Here is a 16518-nt window from a genome sequence, read left to right as displayed (position 1 = left end):
GACTCAGGCGCCGGAAGCCTCTCCTGCGCCACTCAGTTCTGCGGCCCGTCGGCTGGTCGCACGATGTTCTTGCCTTCGACGCGGCGGCTGTCGGAGCGGAGGTATACAACGCACGCGTCACCTCAGATCCAGCATCACCCCATTGGCGCCCCACCCCACGCCCACTATAGTGCCAACCCCACAAGGACGAGGCGGCACACATGCCCTATATCGGAATCGGACTCCACATACTGGCAGCCATCTACTTCGCGGTGCACGCCATCCGCTCGGGCCAGAGCCTCTACTGGCTGATCCTGCTCTTCTCGTTCCCGCTGCTCGGCAGCGTCGTCTATTTCCTTGCGATCTACTTCCCGGAAGCCCGCAACTCGCGCGGCGCCCGTCAGGCCATCCGCTCCGCCAAGCAGCTCATGGACCCGGGTCAGGACCTGCGCAACGCACGTGCTGATCTGTCGCGAACGCCCACCGTGCAGAACCGGGTTCGCCTGGGCATGACGCTGCTGGATGCCGGCCAGGCGGAGGAAGCCAGAGCCCTGCTTGAGCAGGCGGCCAGCTCGCCACTGGGTGACGACCCCTACATCCTTACCGGTCTGGCGCGTGCCCGCCTCGAGTCCGGGCATGCCGCGCTTGCAGTTGAGACGCTGGACGGTCTGTTCGCCCGCCATCCGGATGTGTGTCGCAAGCCGGAACAGACCCTGCTCCATGCGCAGGCGCTGGCTGCTGCACAGGCACCTGGCACCCGCGCCGCGTTCGAGCGCGCTGTGGAGTGTGGAAACGATGCGGCCGCCCGCTGTCTTTACGCCGAGTGGCTGATGGCACAACCGCAGCCCGCCGACCGTGAGCAGGCCCGCAGCCTGTTCGCCAGCATCATCGACGATGCCCAGCATTGGTCGCGCCATGCGCGCAGCCACAATGCCGCCTGGCTGGAGCGGACCAAGGCCGCGTTGAAGGGCTACTGACGCCTGGCGGCCTTTGGCAATCCTGTCGCATCCGCCTCGCTCATGGCCCCTGCGTGCGGATGCCGACAGTCCGCAGGCCCGTACCACCGACATCGCCGATAGCCTTGCAGCCCAAGGCTCGAGCTTCATTGCGCCGTATGCAACGATTCTGAAAATGTTGAAAGTGGTGTCGGCATCGGCCCTACTGCATTGGCATCACGCATAGGTCCGCGTATTCCTTGCCGTGCCACCGTGCATCGGTGGTCGGGATTCGAAACCCCGGTTGTGTGGATGTTGCTCGCACTTGCCAGCCGGCACCGCTACGCGCGGTGTCGGCTGGCAATCCGTCGGCCAGCTATGGCGGGCGGTGCGTGGAGGCCTTGCGCCTGCCCGGTCATCCACACACGGGGTTTCGAACCATGCACCGTCCGCCACCTTTATCGGTGGCGGCTTCTGCCTGCACGCAAGGAGCCCAGCCATGACCCAGACCCACTCCCCTGCCCCGCACCCGATCCAAGACGCGCCCGCCAACGGCCCCGCGTTGGATCCGAACACGCTTATCGCCCTGCTGCACAGCATCGGCTCCGGCGCCGCCTCCGACGGCCAGCCTTGGCCTGAGCGTCATCAGATGCCGGGCAGACGCATCGCCCTGGCGGACACCGATTGCTCGCTAGCCGGCCTTCGTGTGGTGCTGGAGATCCTGCTGGCCGCACAGCGCGCCCGCGAGAACGGCGAACTGGAACAGTACGTCGGCCCGCGCGTCATGGAGGGGCTGATCATGGCCGGGCTGGGACTCACGGCGCATGCCATCGATCGGGTGCGCCCGGAGGATTGAGTGGCTTGCTGCCGCTGGGCGGCCACGGTGCTGTGCCTCGTGGCGGTGGTTGCGGCACAGACGCGATGGCTGACGCCCCCACTGCCATCTCCTATCGGGTTCCAAAGCATCAACGACGATCGATTCTCACAACTGCGCCGCCAGGCGATGCAGTTCGTGGACGCTCGGCCTCGGCAGGGCTTCCAGTTCGTGGAACGGCATCGGGATTCCGAGCTCCAGGTTCATTGCCGGGGCGTACCGGTGCTGTGGCTGGAGAGGCGCTCGCAACATCTGCTGTTGCGGGTCTCACTGGACGCGGAGCAACGGGCGCCCGCAGTTCTGCAGCTGCGGGCAATCCTCCAATGGCAGTTGGAGCCATTGGATTATCTGGAACAGGTGCTGGCTGGTGTGCCGGAGCCTGTTCTGATGGACCGGATGCTGCAGGTTCTCGTCGGCGATGTGCCTGATGGGGCGCGATGTGGTGTGCCGTAGTCGAGCAAGGCTCGACGCTACAGAGGCGCGGGCTGCGGCGGCTCAGGTTCGTGGATGGAGCCTTCGAGCAAGGCCACGTAAGTGTCCAGGCGGGTGCGCAGCCCGATCAACAACCAGCCCGCAAGGTAGAGCAGCACCAGCGCGTAGATGAGGAAGGCACCAAGCATGCCGACATCAAAGGCGCTGGCCCAATCACCCCATTTCCATCCACGGAACTGCAGATAGAGGGCAATCAGCAGCGGAAATGGTCCAAGGCGCTGCAACCCGCCGTACATCAGGCCCATGCGCTCGATCATGCTTGCGCGCAGGTGGCTTACGTACTTCAGTCGACGCTCACGCTCGACCCTGGGAAATCCTCGAAGGTCAGCAATCACAGCTTGCCACTGGGCAAACTCGCCATCCATTTCCTGAGCATGCGACAGTCGTGGCTGGACGAACTGACGGATTCCGCGGCCAGCCGCAAGCAGGGCCCCTATAACGAAGCCACCGATCTCCACCGCCAGGCATAGCCTGACCAACAACAGCGTGGTCGTGAGTGGAATCCATCGCTCGGGCAGCTGACTGCCGAGAATGCCGATGGCAGCGGCCATCACGGCTACGCGGAACGACCACTTTTCCAGCTTGCCGGCCTTCGGGTAGATGCTGTGTTCAGCCAGCCCCTGCACCCGCTGATAAAGCCAGTGGAAGGTGAGTTCCTGTTGCTTCGTCTTGTCCTGCGAATTGAATCCACCCTCTGCCTGCATATCCATTGCATCCCCCTGCCCCGCCGGCGCAGATGCCGGCGCCACCATCGTAGCCGAGCTTGGTTGGGGGCGGCATACGGCCTTGCCGTGTAATCGTCAGGGCCAGGATCTTCCCGTAGTCGAGCATGGCGCGACTCTACAGTGGCGCACCCTGCGGGCCGACCCGAACATGCACCACATGGCTGATGCCCCGATGGAACATCTTGGCGTACGGACAGACGCGTTCGGTGTTGCGCACCAGTTCGCAGGCCAGGTTCGCATCCATGCAGGGAAGATGAACCACGATCTCAGCAGACAGCAGGTACAGCCCATCTGCCGGGTCACGGGCGAAGGTGACCGCCACTTCGACGCTGGGGTTGTGCAGCAGCAGGCCGGCACGGGCGGCCACCAGCACCATGGCGCCGTGGAAGCAGCCTGCGTAGCTTGCCGCCAATAGCTGCTCGGGGTTGGAGCCACCGCCAGGCCCACCGAGTTCCGGCGGCAGGCGCAGGTCCACTGCCAGTGCACCGTCGTCCGATAGCACCACGCCGGACGCGCGCCCGTGCTGGGCCTGGCCGCCGCTCACCCGCACGCGGCCGGTGTACAGCGGCTGCACGTCGTCGCCCTGGTAGCGGTCCAGCATGGCGGGCGAAGGTGGCTTCAGCTCGATCATTGGCAGGCTATCGATTCGCCGCTCAGGCGGGCCGACGCTGCAACAGGCCGGACTGCTGCAGCCAGGTTTCGAAGCCGACCTGCCCCAGCCACGCCTGCCCCACCGGCACCAGCGTATCTATCTGCAGCGGCGCGCCGAAATACAGGGCCTCGGCGTCTGCCACGACCTGCCGCGGGTCGCCGGTCCGCTGCAGATACTGCCTGGCCAGATCTGCCATCGCGGCGCGCTGGGGGTCCGCAATTTCCACTACGCCATTGCGGGGTGGCTGCTGCGCGATGCGTGCCACCGCTTCGGCAACATCCTCGGCGGCAATCGGCTGTACGTCGGCGGCGGGCAACCGCACGGTCGCCCCATTGCCGGCGGACTGGATGATGCCCGGCAGGAACTCGAAGAACTGCGTGGAATGGATGATGGTGTACGGCAGGCCAGAATCGCGGATCAGGCGTTCCTGGGCGATTTTGCCGCGGAAGTAGCCGCTGGCCGCAAGCTTGTCGGTGCCTACGACGGAAAGCGCAACGTGGTGGCGTACGCCGGCACGGGCGGCGGCGGTCAGGATGTTGTGGCCAGCGGTCACGAAGAACGAAAGCACTGCCGCATCTTCGAACGAGGGCGAGTTGGCCAGGTCCACCACCACGTCGACGCCGTCCATGGCGGCGTCCAGGCCTTCACCGGTCAAGACATCCACGCCGGTGGAGGGCGCGGCCACCACGATGTCATGCCCGGCGGTGCGCAGGCGCTCCACCACCTTGCTGCCGATGCGGCCGGTACCACCGATGACGAGGAATTTCATGACGTGTCTCCTGGAATGTAGAAGGGGCGACCGGCTGTGGCCGGGCATGCTGGAAGCGTAGGCAGCGTGCGCCCAGGGCAGTAGGTCCGCGCTGGGGCGCGCACTGTTGCCCGGCACGCACCAATGCGTTCAGGCCCAGGCGGGCTGTGCGCCTGGCTTCATGGGGGTGGCCCGCTGGCGTGCTTCCCAGTGCGAGATCACATCCAGTTCGAGCGCGCGCACCCGCTGCGTGCTGAAGTCGATGAAAGCCCGCACGCGCTTGGGGAGCTGGCGGCGGCTGAGGTAGCACAGGTAGTGGCCGCGATCGAGCGGCGCATGCCGGTCCAGGCAGGTCACCACCCTGCCCGCCCACAGCGCTTCACGTACCTGATAGCTGGGCAGCTGGGCGATGCCCAACCCGTCGATGACGGCCTGCAGGGCCAGGTCGGCATCGTTGAACACAAGTGCGGCCGGCGGCTGCAGGTGCACATCGGTGCCGTCGACCCGGAATTCCCAGGGCTGCATGCGTCCACCCGGCAGGCGCCGCCCGATGCAGGCATGCGTGGACAGCGCATCCACCGACGCCGGTAGACCATGCACCTGTGTGTACGCCGGTGATGCGCACACCACCAGCTGCATCGGCACCAGCTGCTTGGCGATTACCTGGCTGTCTTCCAGCAGGCCATCGCGAAACGCTACGTCGATGCGGTCACCGGCCAGGTCGGGGGCCTGCTCGTCCAGCAGCAGTTCTAGCGAGACCTGCGGGTATTCGGCGCGGAAGGCGGCCAGCAGTGGGGCGATCACCCGTCGGCCGAAGCCGTGGCTGGCGCTGATGCGCAGGTGCCCACGCGGCGGGCCCTCGCGCAGGTCGCGCAGTTCCTCCAGCGCCTGCAGGATGCAGTTCACGCCCGGTTTGCAGCCTTCCAGGAACAGCTCGCCTTCGCGGGTCAGCGTGGTCGAACGCGTGGTGCGCAGGAACAACCGCACGCCCAGCTGGCTTTCCAGCTTCTGCACGCTGCGGCTGACGGCCGAACGGCCGATGCCGAGGCGGTCGGCCGCGCGGGCGAAACTGCCCTCGGCCGCCACTGCAATGAAGGCCAGCACGCCGGCGTAGCTGGTGGAGAAGGATGCATTGAGCGCATCGTGGCCGTCGCTGGCCGGGCTGGGCTGTGCGGTGTTCATGGGCGGCCTGGCTCCAGGCGGGCACGTTGTGCGTGCAGGTGGTTCCGCGCCAGCGCCAGGCGCTGCCTGCACGCGGAAAGGTCGAGCCCCAACAGGGGCACGATGTCCTCGAACCCGGCGCCCAGCACGTCGTGCAGCAACAGCACCGCACGTGCATCGGGTGGCAATTCACGCAGTGCGGCCAGGAAGGTCTGCCAGACCTGTTCGCTGGCAGGGCGGAATGCGGTGCGCAGGTGCGATGAGGTGTCCATGCCCGGCAGACGGCCGAGCATCGGCCGCTGTGACGGGCCATTGGTGTTTTTCATGCAACAGCGTGCAGCCTGGCCCCGGTCTACCGGCAGTACGGGCGCAGGCCTAGCCTCGCTGTGTCCTTCACTCGCTACAGGAACACACCATGACCGCACGCCTGGATTACGCCGCGCAATCCCCAGAACTGTTCAAGAAGCTCGGCCTGTACTCGCATGCCGCCCATACCGCCTCGATCGAAGCGGCCATCATCGATCTGGTCAACATCCGTGCATCGCAGCTCAACGGCTGCGGCTTCTGCCTGGACATGCACGTAAAGGAGGCCACCCTGCGCGGCGAGCGCCCACTGCGCCTGCATCACCTGGCGGCATGGCGTGAATCGACGCTGTTCAGCCCGCGCGAGCGCGCCTGCCTGGCCTGGACCGAGGTACTGACCCAGCTGCCGGCGCAGGGTGTGCCCGACGAACTGTACACGCGCGTGCTCGGCCAGCTGTCCGAGCAGGAGATCGTCGACCTGACCCATGCGGTGATGGCGATCAACGCCTGGAACCGCGCCAACGTCGCCTTCCGTACTACGCCCGGCACCTTGGATATGGCCTTTGGCCTGGACAAGGCCGGCCTGGCCTGATCGATCCGCCGCTGCCCCATGCAGCGGCCCTCCCCTACCGCACTGGAGACCTACCATGCGTCGTTCTGTTCTGGCCCTGCTTGCGTTGCTGCCACTGTGCAGCGCTGCCGCCACCCCGCCCCCTGCTGCGCCCGAGCCCCTGGTGCACGAGGTGATGACCCGTGTCCTGCCGGAGCAGCCCGGCAAGGAAGCGCTGATCCTTACCGTGGAATACCCGCCGGGTGGCGCCGATCCGGTGCACCGCCACGATGCCCATGGCTTCGTCTACGTCCTGGAAGGGCGAATCGTGATGGGCGTGGCCGGCGGCAAGGAAGTCACCCTCGGTCCGGGCGAGGCCTTCCATGAAGGCCCGGCCGATCTGCACACCGTGGGTCGTAACGCCAGCGCTACCGAGCCGGCGAAGTTCGTGGTGTTCCTGATCAAGGACATCGGCAAGCCGGCGGTTCTGCCACCGCACTGATCGCACGTCCGGCGCTGGCACCAACGACAGGTCCCCGGGTGTCACAATCCGGGGACCTGTCCCGTCTACGCTGGCATGGACGATTCCACTGCGCTGTTCTCCCGCCTCCGCCCGCGCCTGTTCGGCGTGGCCTACCGCATGCTCGGGTCTTCGCACGAAGCCGAGGACGTAGTGCAGGATGTCTGGCTGCGCTGGCATGGCGCCGACCAGTCACAGATCGAGAATCCGGAAGCCTGGCTGGTCGCCACCACCACCCGTCGCGCCATTGATGGCCTGCGCCTGGCACGGCATACGCGCGAACACTATGTCGGCATGTGGTTGCCCGAGCCGCTGCTGACCGATGACACCAGCACCCCTGAGTATGTGCTGGAAACCGCCAGCGATCTGTCGGTCGCCTTCCTCAGCGTGCTGGAGCGGTTGGCACCGGATGCGCGTGCGGCCTTCCTGTTGCACGACGTGTTCGATCAGGACTACGCGGTGGTCGCGCGCACGCTGGACAAGACAGAAGCCGCCTGCCGGCAGATCGTGCATCGCGCACGCCTGCAGCTCAGGCAGGAGCGCCCGCGCTACAACGTCCCGCAGGACGTGCACCAGAAACTGCTGCGCCGTTTCGCCGAGGCCGCATCCAGTGGCGATTTCCGCACGATGAAGGTGCTGATGGCCGAGTCGGCCGAGCTGGTAGGTGACGGCGGCGGTATCGTCACCAGCTTCCCCAAACCGATGGTCGGGGGCGCGCGCATTGCCCAGCTGCTGTATGCCCCGCACCTGCGGCGCAGCGCGCAATTGCGGATGGTGCCGGCCATGCTCAACGGACGGCTGGGACTGCTGCGCTGTTTCGATGGCGAGCTGGAGGCGGCGATGGCCTTCGAGACCGATGGCGAACGGATCACGCAGATCCTGGTGCAGCGCAACCCGCACAAGCTGCAGCGGCTGGCACTACCCACCTCCATCCAGTAGATCCGCGCCACGCGTGGATGGCATCCATTGCGACCTCGTTCTTGCGGGATTCGACCGGGGCGCCGATGCGCCCCGATCGTTGACGTCTGCCCGCGCAATGGCCGCAGGATCCAGTCAGAAGTCCCAGAACACCGGCACCCAGCGGAAGGTCTCGCCCTCCAGCGACACCCGGCCCACTGACGGGAACGGAAGATGCGTGGCCACCAGCATTTCGCCGGTGCCTGCCAGTTCCTTCAGCAGGGCGATGCGTACGCGCGCGGATTCCTCAGGGTCGTGCTCGAAGCCGTTGTGCCAGTTCGGCTGGTCGAAGCCGACCGCGAACACCGCGTCACCGGCGAAGGTCAGGGCCTGCCCGGCAGACGCTACACGCACCACGCAGTGGCCCGGGGTATGCCCTCCGGTGCGGCGGGCCATCACGCCCGGCGCGATCTGCTGTTCGTCCTGGAAGGTGTGCACGTAGCTGCTGTACTCGGCCCAGAAGTGCTTGGCCGTGGCGCGCAGCGCATCGGGGAACCCCTGCGGCATGTTGGTGCGGCTGAAGTCCGGCGACTTCCAGAACTCCACCTCCGCCGCGGCCACGTGGATCTTCAGGTCCGGGCGCAGCTGTTCCTTCACGCCTTCAACCAGCAGCCCGCCGACGTGGTCCATGTGCATGTGGGTGATCACTACACCGGTGATTTCGCCCAGGTTGATACCGGCGGCACCGAGGCGGCGGATCAACTGGCCGGCGCGCGGCAGCTGCAGGTCCGGGTCCATGCCCAGGCCGGCATCGATGAGGATGGTGCGATCGCCGCTGTGCACCACCATCACGTTCAATGCCCAGTCGAAGGCATCCTGCGGCAGGTACATCTCTTCGAACCATTCGGCACGGTCGGCGGCCGGTACGTTGTGGCCGAGCATCTGGGTGGGCAACGGCAGGACGCCATCGCTGATCACCAGCACTTCAACGTCGCCCACCTTCAGGGCGTAGCGCGAGGGCACCAGTTCATCGAGGGCGGGGGCAATGGGCGCGGCGGTGTTTTCCAGGCTAAACATGAGGGATCTCCACGAAGGGGCATTGGGCGGGCAGCGATGCAAGGCTGGCGCGAACGATTCCGGGCGCTTTCCCACGGCGCAGGGCGTGGCGTTGCCAGGGCACGGTTGCCTGGCAGGCCAGCGCTGCAGGGTTCATGGGAAGGCGGGCCACTGCGCAAGCGGTGGACCCGGAACACGGCATGTGCCGTGTGCGATCAGCCTAGGCAGCACACCGGTGCTGCGGTAGGCCCATGGAGGGGGACGTGATGTTGCATTCCGGGAAGCAATGCGAATCACATGCCCAGATCAGACAGCCCCGGGTGATCATCCGGGCGACGCCCCAGCGGCCAATGGAACTTGCGCTCGCTTTCCTTGATCGGCATGTCGTTGATGCACGAGAAGCGGCGCTGCATCAGGCCATCGGCGCCGAACTCCCAGTTCTCGTTTCCATAGGAACGGAACCAGTTGCCGGAGTCGTCATGCCACTCATAGGCGTAGCGCACGGCAATACGGTTGTCGGTGAAGGCCCATAGCTCCTTGATCAGCCGGTACTCAAGCTCCTTGTTCCACTTGCGGGCCAGGAACTGCCGCGCTTCCTCGCGGCCATGGGTGAACTCGGCACGGTTGCGCCACTCGGTGTCCAGCGAATAGGCCAGCGAAACCCTGTCAGCATCGCGGGTGTTCCAGCCATCCTCGGCCAGGCGTACTTTCTCGATGGCCGATTCAAGGGTGAACGGCGGCAGCGGCGGACGGGGTGCTTCAGTGGACACGGTGGGGCCTCCAATCAAGTGGATGAACGGGTTCGACGGGGTTTGATGACTCAGGCGTCAGCGCCTGGCCTGCTCCAACAACACCTTTGCAACATCCCTGGCGGTGTCTGCAGCGCTGTAGTCGCCCATCACGCGCGAGACAGTGATGGCGCCTTCCATGAGAACCAGCAGCTGGCGCGCCAGAGCGTCCGGCTGCTGGATATCCAGTTGCGTGGTGAGTTCCAGCGTGTAATCCAGCAGCTTCTGCTTGTGATGTTTTGCGATGTGGCGAATCGGATCATCAGGGTCGCCGACCTCGCCTGCGGTGTTGATGAAGGCGCAGCCGCGATATCCCTCGGACTGGAACCAGCCCTTGAGCACGGTGAACATGCCGAGGATGCGTGCTTCCGGGGTGTCGGCCTTGTTGCACTCGTGCTGGAACCACTGAAGCCAACGAACATCGCGCGCGCTCAGCGCAGCTGCGGCTACCTGGTCCTTGTTTTCGAAGTGACGGTAGATGCTCTTCCGGGCAACGCCGGAGGTTTTTACCAGCAGGTCCATGCCGGTGGCGTGGATCCCGTTCTGGTAGATCAGCGCCTCGGCCGTGGCCAGGATCTTCTGCTGGGTATCGGTGGTTGTGTTCACGGCGCCAAGGTAGAACGATCGTTCTACCCTGTCAATGGGCGGCGAAGCTGATCAAGGGCGCAAGGACGATGGTGTGCCCGGGCGCGCCGCATGGCCTGACCGATACCCACATCGATAGCCGAACATGGCTCGGCCCTACAGAGAGGCCAACTCCTTCGCAAGGAACGGTGCCGTCCTGCTGCCTTTGGCCCGCGCCACCTGCTGCGGCGTTCCCTTCGCCACGATGGTGCCCCCTGCCCCGCCTGCGCCAGGCCCGACATCAATCACCCAGTCCGCCTGTGCAACCGCGCGCATGTCATGCTCGATCATCACCACCGTATTGCCCGCGTCCACAAGCCGCTGCAGCTGCACCAGCAGCCTGTCCGCATCCGAGGCATGCAGGCCGGTAGTGGGTTCGTCCAGCACGTACAGCGTGCGCCCGCGTTGGCTGCGCTGCAGTTCGGTGGCCAGCTTGATGCGTTGCGCTTCACCACCGGAAAGCTCGGTGGCCGGTTGGCCGAGCCGCAGGTAGCCCAGCCCGATCTCCTGCAGCAACTGCAGCGGCCGGGCAATGGCCTCTTCCTCGCTGAAGAACGCATGCGCCTGGTCAACCGTCATCTGCAGAACCTCGGCGATGTTGCGGTCATTCCATTGCACCTTCAGCGTGGCGTCGTTGTAACGGGCGCCGTGGCAGGTGGGGCACGGCGCATAGACGCTGGGCATGAACAGCAGTTCGACACTGACGAAGCCCTCGCCTTCGCAGGTCTCGCACCGACCCTTGGCCACGTTGAACGAGAAGCGACCCGCATCGAAACGACGGCGGCGCGCGGCGGGTGTCGCGGCGAACAGCTTGCGTACGTGATCGAACAACCCGGTATAGGTGGCCAGGTTGGAGCGTGGCGTGCGGCCGATGGGCTTCTGGTCGACCTGCACCACCCGCTGGATGGCGTCCATATCGCCTGCCAATGTGCCCCGCGTCGTTTCAATCACGGTCGGTCCGTCGGTGGGCGCGCTATCGGCGCTGTCGTCCGCGGGCTCATGCCCGAGGTGCAGCAGCAACAGCTCGGGCAGCGCCTGCGCCATCAGGCTGGACTTGCCGGAGCCGGAAATACCGGTCACCGCCGTCAGCAGCCCCAGCGGCACCTGCGCGTCCACGCCCCGCAGGTTGTGGCGGTGGATGCCCTTCAATTCCAGCCAGCGGTTGGCGCTGCGCTGTTGGCTGGCGGGTGCGGGCACCTGGTCGAACAGATACTGCGCCGTGCGCGACTCCTGGATCTGGCGCAGGCCGTCCGGCTCGCCACTGTAGAGGACCTGGCCACCGTGCTCGCCCGCCTGCGGCCCGACATCCACCAGCCACTGCGCGCGGCGCATCAGCTCCAGATCGTGTTCAACAACGAACACCGAGTTGCCGCCGTCGCGCAAGCGCTCAAGCGCGTCGTACAGCGCCTGGCTGTCGGCCGGATGCAGGCCGGCCGAGGGTTCGTCGAGCACGTACAGCACGCCAAACAGCAACGAGCTGAGCTGCGTGGCCAGCCGCAGGCGCTGCAGTTCGCCCGCCGACAGGGTTGGCGTCGCACGGTCCAGCGAGAGATAGCCCAGGCCGAGGTCACGCAATTGGCGTACCCGCGCCATGACCCCGCCTGCCAAGCGTTGTGCCGCCAGGCGCTTCTCTTCAGACAAGGCCGAGGTCAGGCGTACGTCCGGAGCGCCCTCGTGGGTCGCCTGGCCACTCGCGGCCCTCCGGGCGCGATCGCGGGGTGTCGCGCTCCTGCTGGTGCGAGCGCCCTTGCTGTGCGCGCCGAAATCACCTTGTGCGATGGGCTCCAGCAGCGCCGCCAGCTGGTCCAGCGGCAGCCGCATGAACTCACCGATATCCACGCCGGCGAAGGTGACCGAGAGTGCCTCCGGCTTCAGGCGTTTTCCGTGGCAGGCCGGGCACAGCCTGCCTTCCATGTAGCGCGAAACGCGCTTGCGCATCAGCGCACTCTGGGTGTTGGCAAAGGTGTGCAGCACGTAGCGGCGCGCGCCGGTATAGGTGCCCATGTAGCTGGGCTCCTGCTTGCGCTTGAGTGCGGCACGGGTCTCTGCGGGCGTGAAACCGGCATAGACCGGCACGCTGGGCGCTTCCTCGGTGAACAGGATCCAGTCCCGGTCCTTCTTCGGCAACTTCTTCCATGGCACGTCGATGTCGTAGCCCAGCGAGACCAGGATGTCGCGCAGGTTCTGGCCATGCCAGGCCGGCGGCCAGGAGGCGATGGCGCGCTCGCGGATGCTCAGCGAGGGGTCCGGAACCATCAGCGCTTCGGTCACTTCGTAGACATGCCCCAGGCCATGGCAGGTGCTGCAGGCACCCTGTGGCGTGTTGGGCGAGAAGTCCTCGGCGTACAGCATGGGCTGGTTGGCCGGGTACGCACCGGCACGCGAGTACATCATGCGCACCAGGCTGGACAGCGTAGTCACGCTGCCCACCGATGAACGTGCATTACTGGCGCCGCGCTGCTGCTGCAGCGCTACTGCCGGCGGCAACCCGTCGATGGCATCCACGTCCGGCACGCCCGCCTGGTCGATCAGGCGCCTGGCATACGGCGCAACGGACTCGAAGTAGCGCCGCTGCGCTTCGGCGAACACGGTACCGAAGGCCAACGATGACTTGCCCGACCCCGACACCCCGGAAAACACCACCAGTGCATTGCGCGGAATGGAGACGTCGACATTCTTGAGGTTGTGTTCGCGTGCACCACGCACCTCGACGCAGCCGCTGGCGGCGGCAGCACATGACGACTCACCAAAGGGGGTGTTGGACATCGTTACGATCCTGCAGGCAGTGAGCGGCGCGCTTCAGGGCGCCCAGTGGTGCATTTTCGCTGCTACCGGGTGAATGTGGCGAGGGTGAGCGCGGTCTTGGCGCTCATGATCCGCCGTGGGCGCCGCCACGCCATCAACCTAGACCCGCAATGCCTCCAGCACCAGGCTGAACGCCGGGGAAGGCTGCCGTCGGCTGGGGTAGTACAGGTGATAGCCGGGGAACAGCGGGCACCAGTCCTCCAGCACCCGCACCAGGCGGCCGCTTTCCAGATGGGGCGCCAGCTCATCAACGGGCAGGTGCACCAGGCCCAGGCCGTCAAGCGCGGCATCGACCATGTGCGGTGATGTGCTGAACACCAGCGGGCCATCCACGCGCACATTGATCTCGCGACCCTTTTTCTCGTACTCCCACACGTACAGTCCGCCACTGGTGGGTAGGCGGATGTTGATGCATCGATGACCGGTCAGATCGCCCGGCGCCTTCGGCGTTCCATGTGCAGCGAAGTAGGCCGGCGTCCCTGCGGTGGCCATGCGCAGGCGTGGGCCGATGGGCAGGGCGACCATGTCCTTGTCGATGGATTCGCCAAGGCGAACACCGGCGTCGAAGCGGTCGGCAACGATGTCACGCAGTGCATAGCTGACGTCGAACTCGATGCGGATGTCCGGATAGCGGTGCAGCAGCGGCATCAGCTTGGGCAGCAGCACCGTGCGCAGTACGTGGTCGCCGCTGGTGATCCTGACCTGCCCGGCCGGTGTGTCCCTCAATGCAGTAAGAGCTTCGAGCTCCATTTCGATGTCGTCGAAGTGGTTGCCGATCGACTGCAGCAGGCGCTCGCCGGCCGTGGTCGGCGAAACGCTGCGCGTCGTGCGCGTCAGCAGCCGAATACCGAGACTCTCTTCCAGGGTCTTGATGGCCTGACTCAGTGCGGACTGGGTAACCCCGAGTACACCTGCCGCACGGGTGAAGCTGCCCTCCCGCGCTACGGTCACGAAAGCCAGCAGGTCATTGAAGTTGCGTCGTGCCATGCGTGCAGTGTGTCACAGGGATTGATTAGCGCAACTAATTGACCCATTCGAAATTGATTATCTAATCAAACGCCAGCGTGTGGTCCAGACTGGCCCCCTCCCCCACCACGGGAGGTCCGGCCGCCGGAGCCTTCCGCCGTTGTCGCCCTTCTGGGCCTGGAAACCTTCATGAGTTCACTCAATCTCCCCCCGGCTGGGGCAGGCATGGCCGCGCCTGTCCGCTCGGCATCCCCCAGGGAATGGGGCGCGGTGTTGGCCCTGTCACTCGGCGCCTTCGCGCTGGTCGCTTCCGAATTCATGCCGGTCAGCCTGCTGACGCCCATCGCCACCGACCTGCAGGTCAGTGAAGGCCAGGCAGGCCAGGCGATCGCGGTGTCCGGTGCATTTGCACTGGTCACCAGCCTGCTGGTCTCGCCACTGGCCGGGCAGCTGGACCGCAAATGGCTGCTGCTGGGCCTCACTACCGCAATGATCCTCTCGGGAACGCTGGCGGCACTGGCGCCCAGCTTCCCGGTGTTCATGCTGGGCCGTGCGCTGATCGGCGTGGCCATCGGTGGCTTCTGGGCCATGTCGGCGGCCACCGCCATGCGCCTGGTTCCTTCGCACCAGGTGCCCCGTGCACTGGCCATCGTCAACGGCGGCAACGCGCTTGCCACGGTCATTGCAGCGCCGATGGGCAGCTACTTCGGCGCCATCATCGGTTGGCGCGGCGCGTTCTTCTCGCTGGTGCCGGTGGCTGTGGTGGCCCTGTTGTGGAAGATCGCCGCGCTGCCATCGATGAAGGCGACCGCCGGGCGCGCTTCGTGGAATGTGTTCGCGCTGTTGAAGCGCCCGCCGGTGGCGTGGGGCATGGTGGGCGTGAGCCTGTTCTTCATGGGCCAGTTCTCGCTGTTCACCTACCTTCGCCCATTCGTGGAAGCCACGCTGCACGTATCGCCTTCGACGTTGTCACTGTTGCTGCTGTTGATGGGTGCTGCGGGCCTGGCCGGCACGTTGTTGATCGAGCCCTTCGTGCACAAGGCACTCTTCCGCACACTGGTGCTGCTGCCCGCACTGATGGCCGTGGTGGCTGGGTGCATGATCCTGCTCGGCAACACGCTGCCGAGGGTGGCGGTGTTGTTCGCCCTGTGGGGCCTGCTTGGCACGTCGGCGCCCGTGGCCTGGTGGTCGTGGCTGGCCCGCACTTTGCCCGATGACGGCGAGGCCGGTGGCGGCCTGATGGTGGCCGTGGTGCAGATGGCCATCGCCATCGGTGCGACCGTGGGCGGCCTGCTGCTGGACCACCAGGGCTACCGCGCCACGTTCTGGTTCAGCGCTGTCCTGCTGCTGGGCTCGGTGGTCACCTTCTGCATCGCGGCGCGCTCGGCGCAGCACCATCGCCTGCCTGTGCATCCCTGAAGGAGTCCCCCATGCACTACAGCTCCCTGGGCCGATCGGGCCTGAAGATCAGCCGGCTGGGTCTTGGCACCATGAACTTCGGCGAGCTTGCCGACGAGCCAACCAGCTTCGCCATCATGGATGCCGCCGTGGACGCTGGCATCAACTTCTTCGACAGCGCCGACGTCTACGGCGGACCGCAGTCGCCGGACATGGCGCAGGGCTTCGGCGTATCGGAAGAGATCATCGGGCGCTGGTTGAAGCGCGGTGGCAAGCGTGACGGGCTGGTACTGGCGACCAAGGTGTACCAGCCGATGGGGCTGGGCCCGAATGATCGCCGGTTGTCGGCGTACCACATCCGCCGCGCCTGCGAGGCCAGCCTGCGCCGGCTACAGACCGACCACATCGATCTGTACCAGATGCACCACGTGGACCGGGCCACGCCATGGGAAGAAATCTGGCAGGCCATGGAACAGCTGATCCGCGAAGGCAAGATCACCTACGTGGGCAGCAGCAACTTTGCCGGCTGGGACATCGCCACCGCACAGGGCGTGGCCACCGCGCGGCACGCTTTTGGCCTGGTGGCCGAGCAGAGCCTGTACAACCTGACCCAGCGCACGGTGGAGCTGGAAGTAATCCCGGCACTGCGCTACCACGGGTTGGGCCTGATCCCCTGGAGCCCGATCGGCATGGGCCTGCTGGGAGGCGTGCTGAAGAAGGTCGCCAATGGCCGACGCGCTACCCCGCACCTCCTGCAGCGTATCGAACAGCTGCGCCCGCAGCTGGAAGCGTATGAAGCGTTCTGCGATGAGCTGGGCGAGGCGCCCGCCGACGTGGCGCTGGCCTGGCTGCTGCACAACCCGGTGGTGACCACCGCGCTGAGCGGGCCGCGCACGGTGGACCAGCTTTTGCAGAACCTGAAGGCCCCTGCCCTGAAGCTCTCAGATGCCTCACTGGCTCGACTGGATGCGATCTGGCCTGGCCCCGGTGGCGAGGCGCCCAATGCCTACGCCTGGTAATCCCCCAACTCCTGGAGTACTCCCCA

General features: G+C 66.0%; 18 protein-coding genes. 8 read left to right on the top strand and 10 right to left on the bottom strand.

Features of this window, described 5'->3' with window-relative positions; all coding sequences use genetic code 11:
- The first annotated feature begins 200 nt into the window (after positions 1 to 200).
- The 3 genes from VPH47_RS10145 (at position 201) to VPH47_RS10135 (ending at position 2241) form a co-directional block, all read left to right on the top strand.
- Complete coding sequence (locus tag VPH47_RS10145; protein WP_368850703.1) at positions 201 to 956, top strand: tetratricopeptide repeat protein; 756 nt, start codon at positions 201 to 203, stop codon at positions 954 to 956.
- Positions 957 to 1413: 457 nt separating this feature from the next.
- Positions 1414 to 1770 (top strand): hypothetical protein, encoded by a 357-nt coding sequence (locus tag VPH47_RS10140; RefSeq protein ID WP_368850702.1) that lies wholly within the window; start codon positions 1414 to 1416, stop codon positions 1768 to 1770.
- Positions 1771 to 2241 carry a hypothetical protein gene (locus VPH47_RS10135; protein ID WP_368850701.1) on the top strand — a complete coding sequence of 157 codons (471 nt, stop codon included), beginning with the start codon at positions 1771 to 1773 and terminating at the stop codon, positions 2239 to 2241.
- A 17-nt stretch (positions 2242 to 2258) separates the two neighbouring features.
- Here VPH47_RS10135 and VPH47_RS10130 read toward each other — a convergent pair whose 3' ends face one another.
- The 5 genes from VPH47_RS10130 to VPH47_RS10110 form a co-directional block, all read right to left on the bottom strand.
- The gene (locus VPH47_RS10130) at positions 2259 to 2990 is read right to left on the bottom strand and encodes a hypothetical protein (protein ID WP_368850700.1); all 732 of its coding nucleotides are present in this window, start codon (positions 2988 to 2990) and stop codon (positions 2259 to 2261) included.
- Positions 2991 to 3120: 130 nt separating this feature from the next.
- Positions 3121 to 3636 (bottom strand): Ohr family peroxiredoxin, encoded by a 516-nt coding sequence (locus VPH47_RS10125; RefSeq protein ID WP_350260331.1) that lies wholly within the window; start codon positions 3634 to 3636, stop codon positions 3121 to 3123.
- 22 nt (positions 3637 to 3658) lie between these two features.
- Positions 3659 to 4426 (bottom strand): SDR family oxidoreductase, encoded by a 768-nt coding sequence (locus tag VPH47_RS10120; RefSeq protein WP_368850699.1) that lies wholly within the window; start codon positions 4424 to 4426, stop codon positions 3659 to 3661.
- A 129-nt stretch (positions 4427 to 4555) separates the two neighbouring features.
- On the bottom strand, positions 4556 to 5587 hold the full coding sequence (locus tag VPH47_RS10115) for a LysR substrate-binding domain-containing protein (protein ID WP_368850698.1): 1032 nt from the start codon (positions 5585 to 5587) through the stop codon (positions 4556 to 4558).
- Complete coding sequence (locus tag VPH47_RS10110; protein ID WP_368850697.1) at positions 5584 to 5892, bottom strand: sigma factor-like helix-turn-helix DNA-binding protein; 309 nt, start codon at positions 5890 to 5892, stop codon at positions 5584 to 5586. The genes VPH47_RS10115 and VPH47_RS10110 overlap by 4 nt, the downstream gene beginning before the upstream one ends.
- Positions 5893 to 5981: 89 nt before the next feature.
- Here VPH47_RS10110 and VPH47_RS10105 point away from each other — a divergent pair, with 89 nt between their 5' ends.
- The 3 genes from VPH47_RS10105 to VPH47_RS10095 all read left to right on the top strand — a co-directional run bounded on the left by VPH47_RS10105 (position 5982) and on the right by VPH47_RS10095 (position 7878).
- Positions 5982 to 6461 (top strand): carboxymuconolactone decarboxylase family protein, encoded by a 480-nt coding sequence (locus tag VPH47_RS10105; protein WP_368850696.1) that lies wholly within the window; start codon positions 5982 to 5984, stop codon positions 6459 to 6461.
- Positions 6462 to 6516: 55 nt separating this feature from the next.
- Positions 6517 to 6921: a cupin domain-containing protein gene (locus tag VPH47_RS10100; RefSeq protein ID WP_368850695.1), complete on the top strand. Its 405-nt coding sequence runs from the start codon at positions 6517 to 6519 to the stop codon at positions 6919 to 6921.
- Positions 6922 to 6996: 75 nt separating this feature from the next.
- Entirely contained in the window at positions 6997 to 7878 is an 882-nt protein-coding gene (locus tag VPH47_RS10095) for an RNA polymerase sigma-70 factor (RefSeq protein WP_368850694.1), read from the top strand.
- Positions 7879 to 7992: 114 nt separating this feature from the next.
- On the opposite strand, the gene VPH47_RS10090 is transcribed toward VPH47_RS10095, so the two are convergent.
- From VPH47_RS10090 to VPH47_RS10070, 5 genes are all read right to left on the bottom strand, one after another.
- Complete coding sequence (locus VPH47_RS10090; RefSeq protein ID WP_368850693.1) at positions 7993 to 8913, bottom strand: MBL fold metallo-hydrolase; 921 nt, start codon at positions 8911 to 8913, stop codon at positions 7993 to 7995.
- A gap of 272 nt (positions 8914 to 9185) precedes the next feature.
- Positions 9186 to 9662, bottom strand: coding sequence for a DUF1348 family protein (locus VPH47_RS10085; protein WP_368850692.1), 477 nt, complete (start codon positions 9660 to 9662; stop codon positions 9186 to 9188).
- A gap of 57 nt (positions 9663 to 9719) precedes the next feature.
- Positions 9720 to 10286, bottom strand: a complete 567-nt coding sequence (locus VPH47_RS10080; RefSeq protein ID WP_180858937.1) for a TetR family transcriptional regulator — start codon at positions 10284 to 10286, stop codon at positions 9720 to 9722.
- Positions 10287 to 10421: 135 nt separating this feature from the next.
- Positions 10422 to 13070, bottom strand: a complete 2649-nt coding sequence (locus tag VPH47_RS10075; RefSeq protein ID WP_368850691.1) for an excinuclease ABC subunit A — start codon at positions 13068 to 13070, stop codon at positions 10422 to 10424.
- Between the two features lie 138 nt (positions 13071 to 13208).
- Positions 13209 to 14096: a LysR substrate-binding domain-containing protein gene (locus VPH47_RS10070; protein WP_368850690.1), complete on the bottom strand. Its 888-nt coding sequence runs from the start codon at positions 14094 to 14096 to the stop codon at positions 13209 to 13211.
- Between the two features lie 168 nt (positions 14097 to 14264).
- Between VPH47_RS10070 and VPH47_RS10065 the strand changes: the two genes are divergently transcribed.
- Both VPH47_RS10065 and VPH47_RS10060 read left to right on the top strand, forming a co-directional pair.
- Entirely contained in the window at positions 14265 to 15494 is a 1230-nt protein-coding gene (locus VPH47_RS10065; RefSeq protein WP_368850689.1) for an MFS transporter, read from the top strand.
- Between the two features lie 11 nt (positions 15495 to 15505).
- Positions 15506 to 16492 carry an aldo/keto reductase gene (locus tag VPH47_RS10060; protein ID WP_368850688.1) on the top strand — a complete coding sequence of 329 codons (987 nt, stop codon included), beginning with the start codon at positions 15506 to 15508 and terminating at the stop codon, positions 16490 to 16492.
- Positions 16493 to 16518 lie beyond the last annotated feature (26 nt).

This window comes from Stenotrophomonas sp. WED208, assembly GCF_040984485.1.
GTDB lineage: Bacteria > Pseudomonadota > Gammaproteobacteria > Xanthomonadales > Xanthomonadaceae > Stenotrophomonas > Stenotrophomonas riyadhensis.
Note: the sequence above shows the minus strand (reverse complement) of the source record. Positions and strands in the feature narration are given on the sequence as shown.